Source organism: Sphingobacterium sp. MAE (assembly GCF_056711605.1).
Window position 1 is genome coordinate 427,282 of record NZ_CM160044.1, and the last position, 21,295, is coordinate 448,576.

Consider the following 21,295-nt stretch of genomic DNA (forward strand, 5'->3'; position numbering starts at 1 on the left):
AATACAAGAGCTCCTCTTTTGTTTCTAACCATAGCTTATCTGAACTAGGGTAATAGCGAGTGCGCATATTTACTTCCTCTTATTAGATATGCTTAAATTTAGGTATTGAAATTTGAAATGTTGTTCCATGTTCCTCTATAGATTCAAATTGAACTGTTCCCCCCATTGCCTCAATTGTTTTTTTAACAAACACCAATCCTAGTCCAGTACCAGAACTCTTGGTCGTAAAATTAATCTCAAATATTTTAGAACGCATTTCTTGAGGAATTCCTGATCCATTATCTTTTATTTTAATGATGTAATCATCCCGATCACCATCAGTAATACTAATATCAATTTTTATTTTTCTCTTACCAAAACCCGCTTCAATGGCATTTTTCAGAAGATTATTAAAAGTTCTCATCATTTGATCTCGATCTCCTTCTACAAAGAGATAGGCATCATTTGTTTGATTCATTAATCTAATTTGAGCTTGCGGATTCTGTATATAAACTCCAATTGATTTATTTATTTTTTCCAATAAATTGATCTTCTCATATTTCGTGTCTGGCAGTTTCGCAAAAGCCGAGAATTCTTTAGCAATATGTGTCAAACTATTGATTTGCTCAATGAATGATGCTGAAATACGTTTAAATCGTTCTTCAAATTTCGGATCATTGTCATAGTATGATTTGGTTAGCTGTTGAATACCAAGCTTCATAGGAGTTAGCGGATTTTTGATTTCATGAGCCACCTGTTGTGCCATTTCTCTCCAAGTAGATTCCCTTTCATTATCCTTTATTTTATTCGCATAATCCTCTAGTTTTAATATCATGAGATTATATTCTTTGATGAGAGCGCCGATTTCATCATTTCGCTGCCAAAATAAAGGTTCATTCTGTTGTCCCAAATTTGTTTGCGCCAATTTTTTACTAATTAAACTTAGTGGTTCAGTGATTTTATTAGCAACGAAAGCTGCATAAAATCCAAAACCAATAATAATCAGCGAATAAATATTGATAAGTGTATTTAAAAGAAGATTTTTATTTAAGTTATCATCCTTTTGAGCATTGAAATTTGGAATAGCCAGGTATGCAATAGTCGCATAATTTTCATCTCTAATAGTGGCATAACTGGATTCATATCTAAAGTCACCTACACCTTCTTTCTCTATCGTCTCTGATTTTTTTAAAAGTGATAATTTTCTAAATGCATTCGGATTCATGAAGGTTGATAAGATATTAAGGTCATAAATCTTGGGTTGCGAACTGTATAATAAACGACCCGATTTAGAGTACAGAGAGAAGTCTTTTGATAGCGATTCGGATAATAACTTCAAATAATAAATTAGTCGATTCTCCCTTTCTTCAGCAGAATTTGTGGTACTAATGATACTTTCTAGCCTTTTACTAATATCTGTAACCGTTTTTTCTCTTTCCAAAGTATTGTTATAGGCTAATTGCATATTAATACTGACAAACGATATGATACCAGATATCAGAATTGCCAATATAATTGAAGAAATAAATAGCGTTTGAATTCTAGAGCTATATTGTATGCTATTGACTAAATATAAATAATGATATTTAATACTTCGAATTTTAAACGACTTGTTTTTAAAAATATTTGAACCATAAGTGATCGTATTAAAGATTGAAAAAAAGATAAATATGACCAAAAATAAAAATGAAGCGGTCGCCAAATATTCCCAAGCTGTCTCTTTTGGATTGCTAACCAAAAATGTTGTATGACTATTAGGTCTATACAACACATGAAAATAGTTGTCCTTACCATCCATATTAATATATTCACCAACTTTTTTAGGATAATCATGATCATGACTTGGATAATTGTATTTTCCATATTGGGTGACTAGATTTCCATCTTTATAGAGTGCTATAGAGCTATTACTAAATGATTCGACCTCCATATTATTTAATCTCGAATCAACCAGTATTTCGGGATAAGGTAACGCATAATTAAACGACCTGTTTTTTAGATTGAGGTAGAGAGAGACTGTATTGTGAGTATCTATAGGAAGGTTTATGATTGAAAAATACTCATGTGTTCCTAACTCACTATTCAAGCGATAGAAGTTATTACTTATTTTTAATGAATTTTTTATAACCTTTTCCCTGTACTCTTCTACTTTATTATTCTTATACTGAGCAAGTTCTTTATTATTATTATAGTAGAATCCCATAAATTCATATCTTGAAAGGTATCCACCAAGATATTTTTGCTCGATATATTCATTTATGGTTTGAGTATTGGTATTAGGTAAACTGATTTTGAATAAATGTTTTAACTGTTCATCTTTCAGTATATCTTTTTCAATTTCTGTATAGAGTGATATAGCATTAATGTCATCCTCCGCTTCTAGATTACTAATAAAAAGCTTCATATTATCCACTTTTTTCATTTTAAAATAGTGACCATGATAAACGGAGCAGATGATCGATAAAAGGATGATAACGATGATATGAGTTGCTAATTTGAATTTTGATTTTAATAAGGAATTGAAAGAGCGTATCAGTATAATTACAGCAAGTAAAATATTGACCAATCCATTATTTTCTCTCAATACAGTGCCTACGATAATAAATATGATAAGGGAAATCAGATGGATATTGAGAAGTACTGTATCTGATATTTTAAGCTTTCTAATCGTAGAAATCACAATATCAATATACAGTGTTAGCGTCATCAAACTGAAACACATGATAAAAAGATCAATCCAAGTGAATGTATTTAATTCAACCAGTTTAGTAAAATCAACAGCCGTAGTGGGAGAATGTGTAACCAGGGTACCTAATGTTCTATAAAGAAGAGTAAAGAAGAAGTATATGCTCAGTATGGAAAACAAGGTAAAACATACCTTTAAAAATTTACTTTTGATATATTCAGCAAAAAGAAATTTACTTTTTATATTGTATAAAAATAAGGTAAAAAGGAAAATAAAGAAAGTTGTAACCAGTAAACCCCAGATATTGGGAAACAAATAGTTATATGCATAATTTTTTGGATTGAAAATCCCTAGATTAGCATGAATACTGAGCCAATCAGAGTTAAGATCTATAAAACGTAATGTCACCAGTGCTGTAAAGTATAAAATTACTCCAAGTATTACTTTACCATTATTAACCAGTAGATTCGCAATATTATGGATGAGCGTTATAAAGCATATGGCTGCCAGAATCCACGATAACGTTTTTAAGACACTAAATAAATTCTGAACCTGTCCCGATTTTAATTTAATGGAAAACAGATACGTTTTATCCTTGCTGTATATATTTTTAATATTTCCACTATCGTTATAATCTGCAATTTCAATATTATTACTTTTAGAAATTAAGGGTGAAAATGCTTTTGTGAAATATTCATTATTGATATTAAAATATTTCTTGATCGTCACATAAGCCAAGACGGTCGTATTGCCAATCTCCTTTTTCTTAACAATGAATGTTCGATCATTTGTTGTAATATAATTAACGGTATTTTTTAATCCACCATCTGTGAGCGGTACGAATATATTAGAACTCCACAGCAATAATTCATGATTTTTAAATATAAAGAGCGCGATCCCTTCCTCTTTATCATATTTTTCAAGGATATGGTAAGATTGTTCTGGATATTTCTCCGCATTTTTAAACGTTTTTAAAACAATAGGATCTGCAAATAAGTGTTCAATCAAATCTTCCTTTTCATGAATTTTTGATTCAAGGTTTGCTGTTTCAAAGTTTAGAATATCCTTACTCGAGATCGATTGTTGTAAAGTAATAGCAGTAACGATAAAGCTTAACGTCAGCAGTATAAGTAAAAGTCTTATTTTAGAGGATACTGGCACTATATAATCTGTAAATTGAGAATGAATGAATATATAAATATATAAAAAAAGTCCTTACAAAAAGATTTGTAAGGACTTATCTATAAAAGGATATTTTATTATCCGTGGATATCTTCCTCTCTGAAAAGTTTTGCACCCAAGTACTCACGATTCATTCGAGCAATATTTGTTAATTTGATACCTTTAGGACATTCTGCTTCACAAGCACCAGTATTAGTACAGTTACCAAAACCTTCTGCATCCATTTGATCAACCATCGCCTGAGCACGCTCATAACGTTCCGTTTGACCTTGAGGTAATAAAGCGAATTGAGATATCTTTGCTGAAACGAATAACATCGCTGATGCATTCTTACAAGCAGCAACACAAGCACCACAACCGATACAAGTCGCTGATTCGAAAGCCTCATCTGCAATACGTTTTGGAATCAAAATGTTATTAGCATCCTGTGCACCACCCGTATTTACATTGGTATAACCACCAGCTTGTTGAATACGGTCAAATGCAGTACGATCTACCGCTAAATCTTTCAATACAGGGAACGCAGCAGCTCTCCAAGGTTCAATAACAATTGTTTGTCCATCATGAAATGAACGCATGTGCAATTGACAAGTAGTGATACCATATTTCGGTCCGTGAGGACGTCCGTTGATCACTAATGAACACATTCCGCAAATCCCTTCACGACAGTCATGATCAAAGTAAATAGGATCTTCGCCTTTACGAGTCAATTCATCATTTACGATATCAAGCATTTCTAAGAATGACATATCATCGGCGATATCATTTGCTTGTACAGTTACGAATTGACCTTTTGATTTATCGTTTTTTTGACGCCAAACTTTTAGCGTTAAATTCATATGTGCACTCATAATAATAATATTGAGTCTATCAATTGACTACTATAATAGTAGTCAATGATATTATTTATAACTTCTTTGTGTTAATTTAACGTTTTCGAAAACTAACTCTTCTTTATGAAGAACCTCTGGTTGATTTTCACCTTTAAATTCCCAAGCAGACACATAAGTAAACTCTTCGTCAATACGTAGAGCCTCACCCTCTTCTGTTTGCGACTCTAAACGGAAGTGACCACCACAAGATTCTCTGCGGTTTAATGCATCATCAACCATTAACTCACCCAATTCGATGAAATCAGCAACACGACCAGCTTTTTCCAGCGACATGTTTAACTCTTCATTTTCACCTAGTACCTTTGCATTTGACCAGAATTCTTTTTTCAAGTTTTGAATCAATCCTTTAGCTTTAGTTAAACCTTCAGCAGTACGGGCCATACCACAGTATTCCCACATGATCAAACCTAATTCTTTATGAAGATCATCTACAGTTTTAGTACCATTTAAGGCTAATAATGCATTGATTCGTGTTTCAACCTCTTTGCGAGTTTCTTCAAATGCAGGATGATTTTTATCAACAGGAGCAAAAGAACCTAAGTTTGCAAGATAATCTCCAACAGTATAAGGAATCACAAAGTAGCCATCCGATAATCCTTGCATTAAAGCAGAAGCACCTAAACGGTTAGCTCCGTGATCAGAGAAATTACACTCTCCTAATGCATATAATCCAGGGACAGTAGTCATTAAATTATAATCAACCCATACACCACCCATTGTATAGTGAACAGCAGGGTAGATACGCATCGGTTGTTTGTAAGGATTCTCATCTGTAATTTGATAGTACATATCAAATAAGTTACCATATTTTTCACGTACAGTATCTTCTCCCAAACGACCGATTGCTTCGGCAAAGTCTAAGAATACAGCAACACCTGTTTTACCAACACCACGTCCTTCATCAACTGCTTCTTTAGCATTACGAGAAGCAACGTCACGAGGGACTAAGTTACCAAATGATGGATACTTACGTTCTAAGAAGTAATCTCTATCTTCTTCTTTGATATCAACAGCCTTTAATTCTCCTTTTTGAAGTTTTTGTGCCAATTCAACTGTTCTAGGAACCCACACACGACCATCATTACGCAATGATTCTGACATCAACGTTAATTTGGACTGGTGATCGCCAGTAACAGGAATACATGTTGGGTGAATTTGGGTATAACATGGATTTGCAAATAAAGCACCACGTTTGTGCGCTCTCCAAGCAGCCGTTACATTACATCCCATAGCATTAGTAGAAAGGAAGAATACGTTACCGTATCCACCAGTACATAATAATACTGCATGACCTTCATGTGATTCGATTTTACCAGTAACTAAGTCACGAGTTACGATACCACGAGCCTGTCCATCAATTTTAACAAGGTCAAGCATCTCATGACGAGTGTATGATTTCACTTTACCTTTATGTATCTGACGGTTTAAAGCCGAATATGCACCTAATAATAATTGTTGTCCAGTTTGACCACGAGCGTAGAAAGTACGCGATACTTGTGCACCACCAAAGGAACGATTATCCAATAAACCACCGTATTCGCGAGCGAAAGGAACACCCTGCGCAACACATTGATCGATGATATTAGTAGATACCTCAGCTAAGCGGTACACATTTGCTTCGCGAGCACGGTAATCACCACCTTTGATCGTATCATAGAATAAACGGAAAACAGAGTCACCGTCATTCTGATAATCTTTTGCCGCATTGATACCACCTTGAGCTGCGATAGAGTGTGCGCGACGAGGTGAATCTTGATAACAGAAAGTTTTTACATTGTAACCCAATTCTGCTAAAGAGGCAGCTGCAGAAGCTCCTGCCAATCCTGTACCAACAACGATAATTGTAAATTTACGTTTGTTAGCAGGGTTAACCAGCTTCATTTCAAATTTATGTTTTGACCATTTTTGAGCCAATGGCCCCGCAGGTACTTTTGAATCTAACATATCTTATATTTTATTTATTAGATCGTGCCTTATAGCACTATCCTAAAATATTGTTAACGGAAATAGAAATATAATGGCATTGCTGCAAATAGGATTGGAATAATTACACCAAAAACCCATACACCAATAAATTGAACCAGTCCAATGTATCTTTTGTGATTGAATCCAACTGTTTGGAAAGCAGATTGAAAACCGTGGATTAAGTGGAATGCTAAAGCAGCCATCGCAATGACATACAAAGCAACCAAACCAACATTCTTGAAAGCATAATCAACTTGTTTATACAAGTCACGTGCTTTCACAATTTCAACACCATTTTCAGAAACGATAGAATAATCATGAAAATCTGCAGCTTGGATTTCTTGATGTGTAGTAACACCTGTCGATAGATCTGTACGATACTCGATGTAAGGTGTTTGGTCATTATGGTATTTCCACCAAAAATTTGACATGTGCGTCGCCAAGAATACCAAAATAACAGTACCTAAAATCCCCATGTTACGTGAATTCCACTTGCTGTTTGCGCTTCCATCATAAGATGCATACCCAATCGGACGTGCAGCCTTATTTTTTAATGAAATCACGATTGCATAGATCACGTGAATGATTACTGATGCATACAATAAATAAGACACAACCTTAATAGGGGTAAAATGCGTCATGAAATAAGCGTACTTGTTGAACGCTAAACCCGCGTCATCTTTAAATAACTGCAAGTTTCCAATCAAGTGAACGATTAGGAACATACATAAAAAAAGTCCCGTTAAGCTCATGATTAGCTTCTTCCCGATTGAAGAACTTAAAACTGGCTTTGATTTACTCATTATCCTTTGTAATTTAATTTAATTAGGCAAATCTACTATTTGATATTAAATATGATACAATTTTGACAAGAAAAAGAAGTAATTTAGAACTATTCTAAATCTTTTGCAAAAAAGGCCCGCTAATTATGATAGCGAGCCCCTTATAAATTGTTTTTTAAAAGTCTATAGACTAAATAAACGATAACCTAGACCAATACTCCACATGTTGATTTTTGGATTTGCTTGACTATCGTTGACTTTATTCAATCCCATTTCATAACGTAGATCCACACGTAAACTAGAAACATCAGCACCAACACCAAAAGCCCATGCCGTATTTGTTTTTTTATAACTATTTGGATCCAGATTAGCAATTATTTTATCTTGTTTATCATCAACCTTAAAAGAAAATATAGGTCCAGTTTGGATCCTTGCACCAATAGGTCCTAAACCAAAACGTTTTCCCAATAGCACAGGGATATCAACCGAAGTAAATTTTACATCTGTTGTTTCCCCGCCATCTGTTGAGACAGTGGTGTTTTTGCCAGTAATGTAAATCTCAGGTTGTACATGGAAACCTAATACACCGACACGTCCATACAGACCCGCCTGATATCCAGCTTTGTTGTCTGAATTGAAATACTTACCATCACTTTTAAATTTAGAAAAGTTTAAGGCACCCTTTAAACCAATTTCAAATCCAGGCAACAATTGTGCATTAGCAGTAGCAACACTTCCGCAAATTAATAGTAATGCAGGTAAAATTTTCTTCATAACTGTTATTTTCTATATAAATTGTATCTTTAACTAAACTTTCATCAAGTTTCAAAAATATAAGCAAATTTTATACCTAAAAAATGACAAGGCTCAAAATAACAACATCTGATTGGAATATAGCGAAAGAAAAAATAAAAAGAAAATATAATCATCTCCATGATGCAGATTTATCCTTTGAAGAGGGAGATGAAGAAAAACTGATTAAGCACCTGATGATTCGTCTCAACAGAGATCGAGAATATATTATATTTACGCTATCCAAGTCATTAAGTAATATTGAAAGTAATCGTTTATAATGGAAGAAATATCTTGGAGTGATTTTGAAAAAGTTGATTTACGTGTAGGTACAATCCTTACCGTAGCAGATTTTCCGAAAGCTCGAAAACCAGCCTATCAATTGACCATTGATTTTGGTTCAACAATAGGTGTTAAACAAAGTAGTGCCCAAATAACCGTACATTATAGTAAAGATGAATTAATTGGAAGACAAGTAGTAGCAGTTGTTAATTTTCCAAAAAAACAAATAGCAAACTTCTATTCAGAATGTTTAGTAACAGGATTTGCTGATGAGGATGGAAATATCATTTTAACAACAGTAGAAAAGAAAGTGCCCAATGGCGCTAGATTAATGTAATATGCGATATATCGATTTTGAAGGAACTTCTGTAGACAATGCAGATGATTTTTTTATGAAACAAGCATTGAAAGAAGCACACATAGCAATGGCAGAGGGGGAGGTTCCGATTGGTGCTGTTATCGTTCATAAAGGAAATATAATAGGAAGAGGTCACAATTTGACACAACGTCTTAATGATGTAACCGCCCATGCAGAGATGCAGGCATTTACTGCAGCAGCAAATCATTTAGGAGGCAAGTATTTAGTAGATTGTACACTTTATGTAACTGTAGAGCCCTGTGTTATGTGCGCTGGTGCTGCATATTGGACACATATAACAAGAATTGTGTTTGGAGCGAAGGACGACAAAAGAGGCTACTCGCAATTTCATGATAAAATTTTGCATCCCAAAACTATTGTTGAATCAGGAAAGCTTGGTGAAGAATGTGCAGAGCTGGTTAAATCATTTTTTCGTCAAAAACGCTACTAAACATGAGATTATTTCATCCCGAAACGAAACATAAAACTATATTAAACGTTATATTTGCATATAACAATCTTTTAAATAAACACAAAAATAAATAATTATGGCATTTGTATTAGAAGCGTTACCATACGCGTCAGACGCATTAGAACCACATATTGATAAAGCTACTATGGAAATCCACCATGATAGACATCATCAAGCATATGTAGATAACTTAAATAAAGCAATTGCTGGCACAGAAGCAGAAAACTTGTCTTTAGAAGATATCATTAAAAATATTAGTAAATACCCTGCAGCAGTTCGTAATAACGGTGGTGGACATTATAATCACAAATTATTTTGGACCGTATTAGGTCCAAATGCTGGCGGCGAACCTACAGGAGAATTAGCAACAGCTATCAATGAAACTTTTGGATCTTTTTCAGAATTGAAAACACAATTGCAAAATGCTGGTGCTACTCGTTTTGGATCTGGCTGGTCTTGGTTAATTGTCAATGCTGAAGGTAAATTACAAGTTACTTCTACTCCAAATCAAGATAATCCATTGATGGACGTTGCTGAAGTAAAAGGTACACCTATTTTAGGAATTGATGTTTGGGAACATGCATATTATTTAAAATTTCAAAATAAACGCCCAGCTTACTTAGAAGAAATTTTCAATGTGATTAACTGGGATGCAGTAGCAAAAAATTATGCTGCGGCTAAATAATTTTTTAGCTTTTGTATAAACATATAAGGCGGTAAAATGATCACATTTTACCGCTTTTTTAATTTGTAATCGTATGAATATCAGTAATCGTTACATCCATCTTTTTGCATTATTTGCGATTTGCAGCTTATGGTCATCATGCCAGCCCTCCGCTACAAAAAATCAAGCACTATCTTTTGACCACTTACCCGATATGCAGTCCGGAAAACTGGATACCGCTACTTTTGCAGCAGGTTGTTTTTGGTGTGTAGAGGCACAATTCAAAACACTGGAAGGAGTACAACAAGTGATTTCGGGATATACCGGAGGAAAAACAAATAACCCGACTTATGTCCAGGTAAGTACAGGAGCAACTGGACATGCCGAAGCTGTCAATGTCTTATATGATCCTCAGAAAATTAAGTTTGACACCTTATTGGAAGCGTTTTTTATAGCCCATGATCCAACACAGCTAAATAGACAAGGAAATGATGTAGGAACTCAATATCGTTCAGCCATATTTGTTCATGATAAACAACAATTATCAAAAGTCAATTATTACTTACAGAAGATGAAAGAAGAACATCTTTATGAGCGTCCGATTGTAACAGAAGTCGTTCCTTACAGTACGTTCTACAAAGCAGAAGATTATCATCAGGATTATTATGCAAATAACCAAGAAGACCGTTATTGTCAATATGTGATTAAACCAAAATTGGAAAAGTTTAAACATATTTTTACCAGTACGGCCAAAGACTAATTGAATAATTGGAACTCGGATTAAAATCTTGTAAATTTATTCTGAATTTTGATAAACTCATTGAAATTCAGGTTTTTGAAAACATAAAATTATTACTATGATAAAAGGATTTTTTAATGTACCTACACCCACAAATGAGCCAGTTTACTCATATGCTGTTGGTACTAAGGAACGTAAATTATTAAAAGCAGCTATCGATGAAGCCCGTGCTAAGCAAATTGACGTTCCGATGTATATTGGCGGAGAAGAAGTACGTACAGAAAATAAAGTATCGATCAACCCACCACACGATCACCAACACCTTTTAGGACACTATAACCAAGGTACAAAAAATCATGTAACATACGCTATCAATGCAGCTTTAGCAGCTAAAAGCGATTGGGAAAACTTACCATGGGAAGATCGTGCAGCTATCTTTTTGAAAGCAGCAGAATTAGCATCTACAAAATACCGTTACAAATTGAATGCAGCAACGATGTTGGCGCAATCAAAAAATCCTTACCAAGCAGAAATTGATTCGGCATGTGAGTTCACTGACTTTTTACGTTTCAACGTACAGTACATGACCGAAATCTATGCACAACAACCCCCTGTATCTGGAAAAGGAGTATGGAATCGTTTAGAACAACGTCCATTAGAGGGCTTTGTATTTGCTTTGACACCTTTTAATTTTACAGCCATTGCAGGAAACTTGCCATCATGTGTTGCTATGATGGGCAATGTGGTCGTATGGAAACCATCGAATGCACAGATTTATTCTGCCCAAGTGTTGATGGAGATCTTTATCGAAGCAGGTTTGCCAGCTGGTGTGATCAACTTAGTATATGTATCAGGACCTGATGCAGGTGAGGTAATCTTTAAACACCCAGATTTTGCAGGTATTCACTTTACTGGTTCTACAGGTGTTTTCCAAGATATTTGGAAGACAATTGGAGAAAACATTCACCGTTATAAAACATACCCTAGAATAGTTGGTGAAACAGGTGGTAAAGATTTTATCGTGGTACATCCATCAGCAGATCTACAAGTTACCAATACAGCATTAGTGCGTGGTGCATTTGAATACCAAGGACAGAAATGCTCGGCAGCTTCCCGTGCATATGTTCCAGCATCGATGTGGCCGGCATTGAAAGATGCAATGACAGCAGATGTAAATTCATTCAAAATTGGTGGAACAGAAGATTTTACAAACTTTATCAATGCAGTTATTGACGAAAAATCATTTGATAAATTAGCCAAATATATTGACCGTGCTAAAGCTTCCGATGATGCAGAAGTGGTAATCGGTGGTACATATGACAAATCTAAAGGATATTTTGTTTCACCAACAGTTATCTTAGCTAAAAAGTCAGATTATGAAACCATGTCAGAAGAATTATTCGGGCCAGTTTTGACTATTTTTGTTTATGAAGATGACAAATGGGAAGAGACGTTAGAAATTGTTGATAAAACATCTATCTATGCATTAACAGGTTCAGTTATCGCAAAAGATCGTTATGCAATAGCACAAGCAACACATGCATTGCGCAATGCAGCTGGTAACTTCTATGTCAATGACAAATGTACTGGAGCTGTAGTAGGTCAACAGCCATTCGGTGGAGCTCGTGGTTCAGGTACAAATGATAAAGCTGGTTCTATGATCAACCTATTACGTTGGGTATCTCCACGTACGATCAAAGAAACCTTTAATCCGGATACAAATTACAAATATCCATTTTTAGAAGAAGGCGAATAATCGAGTAGGACTCATAAACAAGACAAGGCGTTTACATAGTAAACGCCTTGTCTTGTTTATGATAAAATAGAATTTTTATTTTTTGAGATGTCCCACGATATCGCCATTATCTTTGATCATTTTTATGTCCAGAGATCTTTTATCACCATGTACATCGATCACCGTTCTTTCACCTGTCTTGGGTCCACCGCCAATAAACAGTGTATAGTTATGGTCTTGGTCAGGGGGGTGATAACCATATTGGTGTGTATGACCTGTAATCATCACATCAATTTTATATTTTTGAAACAATGGATGAAAGGTGGATCGGTTATGTAATGTGCCGTGCCAATCATCAGCGTGGAAAATAGGAATGTGGCTGACCACTACCGTATGTTGAGCTGATTTTCTTTCTTTTGATTGCAATACTTGTTCTAACCAAACCGCCTGTTCTTTGCGATAATGATCATAATCTACAGTCCCACCATATACTTCATGGGTATCGGGCTTATCCTCTCCACTGTCTAGTAGAATCCAATAAATAGGTCCCAATTTGAAAGATTGATAAAATTTATTTTCGGGATAACCGAAATACTTCTTGAAAATACGCGAAAATGAGCCTCTAGTTTCATGATTTCCCCGATTCATGATAAAAGGTTTACTCGTTTCAAAAAATGAAAAGGGTTGTAGCAGTTTTTCGGTGATATCATTTTGGTTGCTTACATAATGAAAAGAATCTCCATTAAGAATCGCAAAATCATATCTATCTAGATTTTGATTAGGCACCAGATCTTTGTATGTATTCTTTGTTTCATGAACATCGTTGTATATCAAGCAACTGATTTGATCTTGGTCTTTTTTCGCTAATTTTGCAGAAAGAATATCCGATTTAATTTCCTCGCCATAAACAATTTTATAAGCCTCAAATTTAAGAACTTCCTTAGCTACAATTCTATATTTAAATCTTCTTGGAGCATCAATTATGGTAAACTTAAACAAGTCAGTATTTGCTTCCAACATACCATCTTCACTTTGATATATTTTGCTCTTGATCTGATTGTTGTCATCTAAGATTTCTAGCCAAGCAAATGCAGGTTTATTGAGAATCGAAAATACGCTTATATTATTATTGATCTGATTCTGTAAATATGCGGGGACGATAAAATCAAATTTTACGCTATTACTAGCCTCAATTTTTTTATTTGCAAAGCTTATGTTTGGTAATGTTATACCTGCAATAGTTAAGGCTTCTAAAAATTTTCTTCGGTTGATACTCATGAGCTATTATTGGGCATTAATTTCAACATACACAGGTCTGTGATCACTGGCGTAGGTTTCGGATAAAACATGATGATTTTTAAATTTAAATTGATTTCCTTTATTTATCATGATAAAATCAATTTCACGATCAGGATTTACTTCAGGTATTGTAAATCCGTTTTTGATTTCACTTCGTGTAAATACTTTTTCTAAGTTGCGGATAGGTTGCTCTTCAGGTCGTGCATTGAGATCTCCAACTAAAATAACAAGTTCCTGATCATTTTTAAATTTATCGATGATAAAAGCCGTTTGTGCTAGTCGATTTTCTTTTTTCAGATCAAGGTGTGTATTCGCAAATTTGATTGTCCTTCCATTTAATTTAATATGGATGATGCCTAAACTTCTCTTTTCACTTTCAATTGGTGATGGAAGTTCGAAACGTTCACTTTTCACAATAGGATATTTTGAGAGGATGACAGTTCCATATTCACCATGATCAAGATTGATACCTTTGGAGAAAAAGTAGTGCATGCCCGTAAGTTCGGCTAATTTTTTCGCTTGATCCGTATTTTGGGAACGGTTCAAGTTAACATCGATTTCTTGTAAGCCCACTAGATCAGCATCTGTTTTTTTGATAATGGAAGCGATGGTATCTAGGTTAGTAACGCTAGCATGCTCACTGGGAGGATTGGCATGATGAATGTTATAAGTCAATATTTTTAATTGTTGTGCCGAAAGTCCGAGTGCACTGCAACATAAAATTGAAAGAATAAAATAACAAAGAATATGATTTTTCATTGGCAAAGGTTTTAAAAATAAATATAGCCATTCTTTTGGGAATGGCTATACCTAAATTATTTATGTAATATAAAATTAATCTTCTTCTAAAACAAGATTAGGATCTACACCTGAAACTTCCGCTCTGATCTTAGCTTCCAACTCATCTGCTAGATCTGGATTATCATGCAATAAGTTTTTTACAGCATCACGACCTTGACCTAATTTCGTTTCTCCATAGCTAAACCATGAACCCGCTTTTTTGATGATATTATATTCAACACCTAGATCGATGATTTCACCAACTTTAGAAATACCTTCTCCAAACATGATATCAAATTCTGCAATACGAAACGGAGGAGCTACTTTGTTTTTAACAATTTTTACTTTCACACGATTACCCGATACTTCATCCGAATCTTTGATTTGAGAAGTACGACGAATATCTAAACGAACAGATGCATAAAATTTCAACGCGTTACCACCAGTCGTTGTTTCAGGATTACCAAACATAACACCGATTTTTTCACGAAGTTGGTTAATAAAAATACAACAGCAGTTTGTTTTCGAAATCGTACCCGTTAATTTACGTAAAGCTTGAGACATCAAACGTGCCTGAAGACCCATTTTTGAATCACCCATTTCACCTTCAATCTCCGCTTTTGGTACTAAAGCCGCAACAGAGTCAATTACAATAATGTCAATAGCTCCCGAACGGATTAAGTTATCTGCAATCTCTAAAGCTTGTTCACCATTATCAGGCTGGGCAATTAATAGATTTTCTACGTCAACACCTAATTTTTGTGCATAGTATTTATCAAAAGCATGTTCCGCATCGATAAATGCAGCAATGCCACCTGCTTTTTGAGCTTCAGCAACGATATGTGTCGCTAGAGTTGTTTTACCTGAAGATTCTGGACCGTATATTTCAATAATACGACCTTTAGGAACACCTCCGATACCTAATGCAATATCAAGACCTAAAGAACCTGTAGAGATGGATTCGATAGCATCAACAGCTGCATCTCCTAACTTCATAATGGCACCTTTGCCATATGATTTTTCTAATTTATCTAATGTAAGCTGTAACGCTTTTAATTTATCTGGGTTGCTCATATTTTTAGTATTGTTGATTCAAAAGTACACAATAGTTTTTAATTCACAAAATATTTTTACTAAAAAAGTTAGTCTATATTTTTTCAGTTATGCTTTCTTTGATTTCCTTTACTTGATGCGTCTTTTCAAAGTATTTACACATAAAAGTAATCGGGCATTTATCACATTGGGGCTTTCGAGCCAAGCAAATGTATCGTCCATGTAGAATTAACCAATGGTGAGCAATTGCTATAGTATGTTCAGGTAGATATTTTACCAATTGCTTCTCTACTGCAAGAGGTGTCGTAGCACGGCTCGTTAATCCGAGCCGGTTGCTCACGCGAAACACATGCGTATCAACAGCCATAGCAGGTTTATTATAAACAACAGATGAGATTACATTTGCTGTTTTCCTGCCCACACCAGGCAGTTTGATCAGATCCTCTATTTTTTCGGGGACGACAGAGTCAAAAACATTGACAAGCATATTTGCCATGCCAACCAAATGTTTTGCTTTATTATTGGGATAGCTCACCGAGCGGATATATGAAAATACTTCATCCACGCTACTATTCGCTAAAGCTTCTGCATTGGGAAATTGTTGAAAAAGTTTAGGTGTCACCAGATTGATTCGTTTATCTGTGCATTGTGCAGATAAGATAACAGCGACTAATAATTCATACGGATTACTATAGTTCAATTCTGTTTGCGCATCTGGACTATTTTTAGAAAAGTATTCTACAAAAGCTTTATATCTATCTTTTTTCAACATATCTACCAAAGATAGTCAAGTTTTTAAAAAATAAAAAAGGCTTAATCTCCCGACTAAGCCTTTTTAGTAACTACCGATTTTGAATAATTCAAAATATGTTCAATGCATGAATCACTTGGATTCATCATCATATTCGGTAGCTGAAGTTTTAATTGTTGCTCCACATCTTCATCAGAAAATTTTGCTTCTGTTTCGATGTTCTTAACTTCATGTTCAGTTGTAAAGTTTTCGACCATACGCAATCCTTGTTGTTATCGTTAAATTTATAAGTAAAACGTAAAACAAGATGCAAATATTATGTCAATATTTTATTTTTTCTTTTTTGTGATATAATCATTTGCTTTTTCCACTGCCGTATATGCATTTACAATACCACCAGAAAGGGATATATCAGATAAATTTACGGTCTTAAAAGATCCATCTTCCAATTTAATACGTACGGTATCTTCTAGTTTTGTAACAGAATTCATGATAATTTCTTTAGTTTCCAAAGCCGTTAATTGTGGATAGTAAGATCGCAGCATGGCAGCTAGTCCCGCTACAACGGGAGCGGCCATACTTGTACCTTGTTCCTCTTTATACTCCGAGTGCGGTGCAGTCGAATTGATGTATAGCCCAGGAGCAAACACATCCACCGACGTCTTGCCGTAATTAGAAAAAACTAGCTAGAAGTTCCTCATCTTTACGGGGACCAGTTGCACCGACGGTGATCCAAGCATCAGCAACTCCAGTTATTGCGCCAAGACTATCCGTGAAAAACTTATTGGGATAGTTAGGTGATAAATCATTATTCTCACTATCATTACCAGCAGCATGCACGAGCAAAACATCTTTTGACATTGCGTATTGTACAGCCTGATCAACTGTTTTTTTATTATATATATAGCTCTTGCCAAAACTCATATTAATTACTTTTGCACCATTATCCACCGCATAACGAATACCATTAGCAACATCCTTATCACGTTCATCACCATCAGGAACAAGACGTACGGATAAAATCTTGACATTATCGGCCACGCCTTTAATACCAATACTATTTGTACGATCGGCAGCAATGATACCAGCAACATGAGTACCGTGTAGTGCATCGGGTCCAGTTACATCTGGATTGCCATAGTGATATTCACTAGTATCATCATAGTTGTCGCCAACAATAGAACGAGAATCATAATCTTTGTTCAAATGATAAGCAATTTGATTACCAAAATAATCAGCCCCTTCCTTTAAATCCTGATAAAATTTAGCAAATCCCCCAGCTTTTTCGATCTCTTCTTTAGCAATTCGAATTGCTATTTTTTGACGATTGCCAGCAGGATTAAGGCTGTCCAGATCTGCTGTGGTGATTTGTGATTTATCTTTGTTGATACCTTTTACCAGATTATCTATATTCTCTTTAAGCGCGACATAGTTCATCGCGCCATACTTTGCATCATCTAATTTTTCATTATAGGTTTCGACCATTTTCAGGTAGGCATTGTAAGCTCGTTTCTCCTGGTCCGTTAATACGGTAGCGGCAGTTACCCCACTATATTTCGGCGCATTCTTACGAATTAATCTGGTTAGCTCTAAATTATCGAACTGTACATTTTCACCTTTTGCATTACCAATAAAATTCCACCCATATCGATCATTGATAAATCCATTGTTGTCGTTATCAATTCCATTAGATAAGCTATCCTTAACATTGATCCACACCACATTTTTCAGATCTTCATGATTGACATCGACCCCTCCATCCAGCACCGCAACAATAACCGGTGTTGATTTTTTGCCTTTTAAAAGGCTTTCATAAGTCCTCTCTGTACTGATGCCTAGAACACCATCTTTCTCATAATCTAAATTAAACCAATTTTCAGGCACGCTTTTATTATCTTGAGTATATCCCAAAACTGGTATTAGTCCTATAGCAAATACATAAAGTAATCTTCTTAAATTCATCTGTTGATATTTTGATCTTATTACGATCTGCAAATATAATGCTAGGAAGGGGCTTAAAATGTTAATTTTTATTAAATAATGCGAATACATCCTTATTTTTACTTTTTATATAATTCTGATTTTTTTTAATTATTCAGGATTATCTCATCTGTAAAAGTATATTAGGTATGATTATTTTAAATAGCATTATAGGAGCAGTTTCAGCAGAACAGTCCGAAGCAAAAGAATCAAAAAAAGAGTCGTTATCCTCCCCTATAGCGCCGGTCAAACCGCACATAAGAGATATTCATCATGATCAGACAGTCGATGAATATTATTGGATGAATGATTTTTTTAAGAAAGGACCAGATGCAGAATTGGTCATTGACTATTTAAAAAAAGAGAATGATTATACAGATGCAGTGCTAGAACCGACTACAGGATTGCAAAAGCAGCTGTTTCAGGAGATGAAAGCGCGCATTCAGGAAAAAGATGAATCAGTTCCATATCTTAAAAATGGATATTATTATTATACTCGTACAGAAGAAGGTAAGCAATATTTTAAGTTTTGTAGAAAAAAAGATCAGCCTGGTGCCAGAGAAGAGATTCTGCTGGATATAGATGCCATGGCAGAGGGGTATGCGTATTATTCTGCTACTGGATTCTCGATAAGCCCTGACAACAGTCTGATGTCTTTTGGTGTCGATACTGTATCACGAAGAGAGTATACCATATACATTAAAAATCTAATTACAGGGGAGATCTATCAAGATGAACTACATAGAACATCGGGGAGTTCCATCTGGGCAAAGGATAATAAAACGCTATTTTATACATCAAAAAATCCGGTGACACTCTTAAGTGAAAAAATTAAGAGGCATACATTGGGAAGCCAGACAGATGATGACGTCACTGTATACACTGAAATAGATAATACCAATTACATCGGTGTCAGCAAATCCAAGAATGGTGAATATATATTTATTCAATCAGAAGGAACACTTTCATCAGAGGTTTTATACCTAAAGTCTGATCATCCAGATGGAGATTTTCAAGTATTTCAACCCCGCATAAAAGATGTACTTTATCAAGTTACGGCTTTAGAAGACCGTTTTCTGATCGTAACAAATGATGATGCCATAAATTTTAAAGTTATGCAATGCCCACTCGAAAATACAAGTAAAGCACAGTGGACAACATTTATTCCTCACCGCGAAGACGTACTGGTAACTGATGTCGATGAATTCAAAAACTATTTGGTCATTTCCGAACGAAAAGATGGGTTATCTCATATTGCTGTACATCATTTGACAAGCAAAGAGCAGCATTATCTTGATTTTGGAGAAGTTGCCTACACTGTCTACCCAAGTACCAATGTTGAATATCATACCGATAAATTGCGTTACGGCTATACTTCATTGGTAACACCCTCCTCGACCTATGAATATCATCTAGAAACTAAGGAAAAAATCTTATTGAAGCAACAAGAAGTAGTTGGAGGTTATGATGTAAGTGCGTATACAACAGAACGCCTATATGCAATATCAAAAGATGGTGTACGTATTCCTATTTCACTTGTCTATAAAAATAGCACCAAGAAAGATGGCTCAGCACCGTTACTATTATATGCGTATGGTTCTTATGGATATGCCATTGACCCGACATTCAGCAGCGCTAGATTAAGCCTATTAGATCGTGGTTTTATCTATGCCATCGCTCACATCCGCGGAGGAGAGGAAATGGGACGGAAATGGTATGAGGAAGGAAAAATGATGAATAAGATCAATACATTTACCGATTTTATTGCCTGTGGTCATTATTTGATTGATCAAAAATTGACCAGCATAGGGCACCTTTATGCCCAAGGAGGAAGTGCCGGAGGACTTTTGATGGGAGCTGTGGCCAATATGGAACCCCAACTTTGGAATGGCATCATTGCACAAGTTCCTTTTGTGGATGTAGTCAACACCATGCTCGATGAAGGTATCCCCCTGACGACTAATGAATACGATGAATGGGGAAATCCAAATGATAAAGAAGCTTATCAATATATGAAGAGCTATTCTCCCTATGAAAATATAGAAGAAAAAGAATATCCCAACATGCTAGTCACTACTGGGTTACACGATAGTCAAGTGCAATACTTTGAACCAGCAAAATGGGTAGCAAAGTTGAGAAAGATGAAAACCGATAATCATGTATTATTGCTGAAAACAGATATGGAATATGGTCATGGGGGAGCATCAGGACGATTTGATTATCTCAAGGATATTGCGCTTAACTATGCATTTTTGTTTGCCTTGGAGCATATTGATAAATAAACCATAAATAAATCAAGCGCCCTTGGCGCTTGATTTATTTATGGTTTAAACTATCCATTTTTTCATCATGTTCTATTTGTCTAGAATCAATTTGATGCTGTTGATAATTATCGATCGCCACTTTACTCGCTTTTTGCGATACATATATAGCAAGGACAGCGATTACAGTAATAAGTGCTATTCCCCAAGCATACTTTTGTTTATCTTGTTTAACTAACCAATACATAAAAATAAAGTACGGTATACCAAAAATGCAATAGAAAATGATACTAGGTGTGCTCATATGACGTTGTGTACTAATGGTAAACTTTATATATTCACCGATGAAGTACAAAATTATCTAATTTTAATGAGAATACTAAAAGTTTCTATTTCTTTATTTTTTTAAAACATTGATGGTAAGTTATTAAAGAATATTCATTTTTATTAGGATAATGGTTTTTTTATTTATCCGATATTCATTGCAGTAAATTGATTTAAGTAGTTGATTTATAGCTTTTATGTCCAATATTTTCTTCTTTTTATTGTTTTTTGTCATTTTATAAAAAATGAGCAGTATTATTGCCGAAAAGAAAAAAATTATTTTATACATTTGCAGCGTCACATAGGAAGACAATAACT

Annotated in this window: 20 protein-coding genes; 7 read left to right on the forward strand and 13 right to left on the reverse strand. The window is 34.9% G+C overall.

Translation table 11 applies throughout. The annotated features are described in order from the left end of the window. Positions 1-82: 82 nt before the first annotated feature. From AC06G9_RS01865 to AC06G9_RS01885, 5 genes are all read right to left on the reverse strand, one after another. A complete protein-coding gene (locus tag AC06G9_RS01865; RefSeq protein WP_480957437.1) occupies positions 83-3,826 on the reverse strand; it encodes an ATP-binding protein in 3,744 nt (1,247 codons plus the stop codon). 98 nt (positions 3,827-3,924) lie between these two features. After that, entirely contained in the window at positions 3,925-4,698 is a 774-nt protein-coding gene (locus AC06G9_RS01870; protein ID WP_248754911.1) for a succinate dehydrogenase/fumarate reductase iron-sulfur subunit, read from the reverse strand. A gap of 51 nt (positions 4,699-4,749) precedes the next feature. Further along, positions 4,750-6,684 carry a fumarate reductase/succinate dehydrogenase flavoprotein subunit gene (locus AC06G9_RS01875; RefSeq protein ID WP_045754626.1) on the reverse strand — a complete coding sequence of 645 codons (1,935 nt, stop codon included), beginning with the start codon at positions 6,682-6,684 and terminating at the stop codon, positions 4,750-4,752. A gap of 53 nt (positions 6,685-6,737) precedes the next feature. Beyond that, positions 6,738-7,508 carry a succinate dehydrogenase cytochrome b subunit gene (locus AC06G9_RS01880; RefSeq protein ID WP_045754625.1) on the reverse strand — a complete coding sequence of 257 codons (771 nt, stop codon included), beginning with the start codon at positions 7,506-7,508 and terminating at the stop codon, positions 6,738-6,740. A gap of 162 nt (positions 7,509-7,670) precedes the next feature. After that, positions 7,671-8,261, reverse strand: a complete 591-nt coding sequence (locus AC06G9_RS01885) for a porin family protein (RefSeq protein WP_045754624.1) — start codon at positions 8,259-8,261, stop codon at positions 7,671-7,673. An 83-nt stretch (positions 8,262-8,344) separates the two neighbouring features. Here AC06G9_RS01885 and AC06G9_RS01890 point away from each other — a divergent pair, with 83 nt between their 5' ends. From AC06G9_RS01890 to pruA, 6 genes are all read left to right on the forward strand, one after another. Beyond that, on the forward strand, positions 8,345-8,560 hold the full coding sequence (locus AC06G9_RS01890; protein ID WP_045754623.1) for a hypothetical protein: 216 nt from the start codon (positions 8,345-8,347) through the stop codon (positions 8,558-8,560). Further along, positions 8,560-8,898 (forward strand): tRNA-binding protein, encoded by a 339-nt coding sequence (locus tag AC06G9_RS01895; protein ID WP_045754622.1) that lies wholly within the window; start codon positions 8,560-8,562, stop codon positions 8,896-8,898. Before AC06G9_RS01890 ends, AC06G9_RS01895 begins: the two co-directional genes overlap by 1 nt. 1 nt (position 8,899) lies before the next feature. After that, positions 8,900-9,370 (forward strand): nucleoside deaminase, encoded by a 471-nt coding sequence (locus AC06G9_RS01900; RefSeq protein ID WP_045754621.1) that lies wholly within the window; start codon positions 8,900-8,902, stop codon positions 9,368-9,370. A gap of 97 nt (positions 9,371-9,467) precedes the next feature. Next, entirely contained in the window at positions 9,468-10,076 is a 609-nt protein-coding gene (locus AC06G9_RS01905; RefSeq protein ID WP_045754620.1) for a superoxide dismutase, read from the forward strand. 73 nt (positions 10,077-10,149) lie between these two features. Continuing rightward, positions 10,150-10,815 (forward strand): peptide-methionine (S)-S-oxide reductase MsrA, encoded by a 666-nt coding sequence (gene msrA, locus AC06G9_RS01910; RefSeq protein WP_346575192.1) that lies wholly within the window; start codon positions 10,150-10,152, stop codon positions 10,813-10,815. A 97-nt stretch (positions 10,816-10,912) separates the two neighbouring features. After that, positions 10,913-12,550, forward strand: coding sequence for an L-glutamate gamma-semialdehyde dehydrogenase (gene pruA, locus AC06G9_RS01915; protein ID WP_480957438.1), 1,638 nt, complete (start codon positions 10,913-10,915; stop codon positions 12,548-12,550). A 75-nt stretch (positions 12,551-12,625) separates the two neighbouring features. On the opposite strand, the gene AC06G9_RS01920 is transcribed toward pruA, so the two are convergent. From AC06G9_RS01920 to AC06G9_RS01950, 7 genes are all read right to left on the reverse strand, one after another. Continuing rightward, positions 12,626-13,807 carry a metallophosphoesterase family protein gene (locus tag AC06G9_RS01920; protein ID WP_480957439.1) on the reverse strand — a complete coding sequence of 394 codons (1,182 nt, stop codon included), beginning with the start codon at positions 13,805-13,807 and terminating at the stop codon, positions 12,626-12,628. A gap of 6 nt (positions 13,808-13,813) precedes the next feature. Beyond that, positions 13,814-14,587, reverse strand: a complete 774-nt coding sequence (locus tag AC06G9_RS01925; protein ID WP_293928394.1) for an endonuclease/exonuclease/phosphatase family protein — start codon at positions 14,585-14,587, stop codon at positions 13,814-13,816. A 75-nt stretch (positions 14,588-14,662) separates the two neighbouring features. After that, the gene (gene recA, locus AC06G9_RS01930; RefSeq protein ID WP_094771512.1) at positions 14,663-15,682 is read right to left on the reverse strand and encodes a recombinase RecA; all 1,020 of its coding nucleotides are present in this window, start codon (positions 15,680-15,682) and stop codon (positions 14,663-14,665) included. Between the two features lie 73 nt (positions 15,683-15,755). After that, a complete protein-coding gene (nth, locus tag AC06G9_RS01935) occupies positions 15,756-16,433 on the reverse strand; it encodes an endonuclease III (protein ID WP_094771511.1) in 678 nt (225 codons plus the stop codon). A 53-nt stretch (positions 16,434-16,486) separates the two neighbouring features. Then, positions 16,487-16,669, reverse strand: coding sequence for a hypothetical protein (locus tag AC06G9_RS01940; RefSeq protein ID WP_094771510.1), 183 nt, complete (start codon positions 16,667-16,669; stop codon positions 16,487-16,489). A 72-nt stretch (positions 16,670-16,741) separates the two neighbouring features. After that, positions 16,742-17,062 (reverse strand): S8 family serine peptidase, encoded by a 321-nt coding sequence (locus tag AC06G9_RS01945; protein WP_480957440.1) that lies wholly within the window; start codon positions 17,060-17,062, stop codon positions 16,742-16,744. A gap of 22 nt (positions 17,063-17,084) precedes the next feature. Then, positions 17,085-18,374, reverse strand: a complete 1,290-nt coding sequence (locus AC06G9_RS01950; protein ID WP_480957441.1) for a S8 family serine peptidase — start codon at positions 18,372-18,374, stop codon at positions 17,085-17,087. Positions 18,375-18,541: 167 nt separating this feature from the next. On the opposite strand from AC06G9_RS01950, the gene AC06G9_RS01955 reads away from it, so the two are divergent. After that, positions 18,542-20,674, forward strand: a complete 2,133-nt coding sequence (locus AC06G9_RS01955) for a S9 family peptidase (protein ID WP_480957442.1) — start codon at positions 18,542-18,544, stop codon at positions 20,672-20,674. 34 nt (positions 20,675-20,708) lie between these two features. On the opposite strand, the gene AC06G9_RS01960 is transcribed toward AC06G9_RS01955, so the two are convergent. Next, complete coding sequence (locus AC06G9_RS01960) at positions 20,709-20,900, reverse strand: hypothetical protein (protein ID WP_248754904.1); 192 nt, start codon at positions 20,898-20,900, stop codon at positions 20,709-20,711. Between the last annotated feature and the right edge of the window lie 395 nt (positions 20,901-21,295).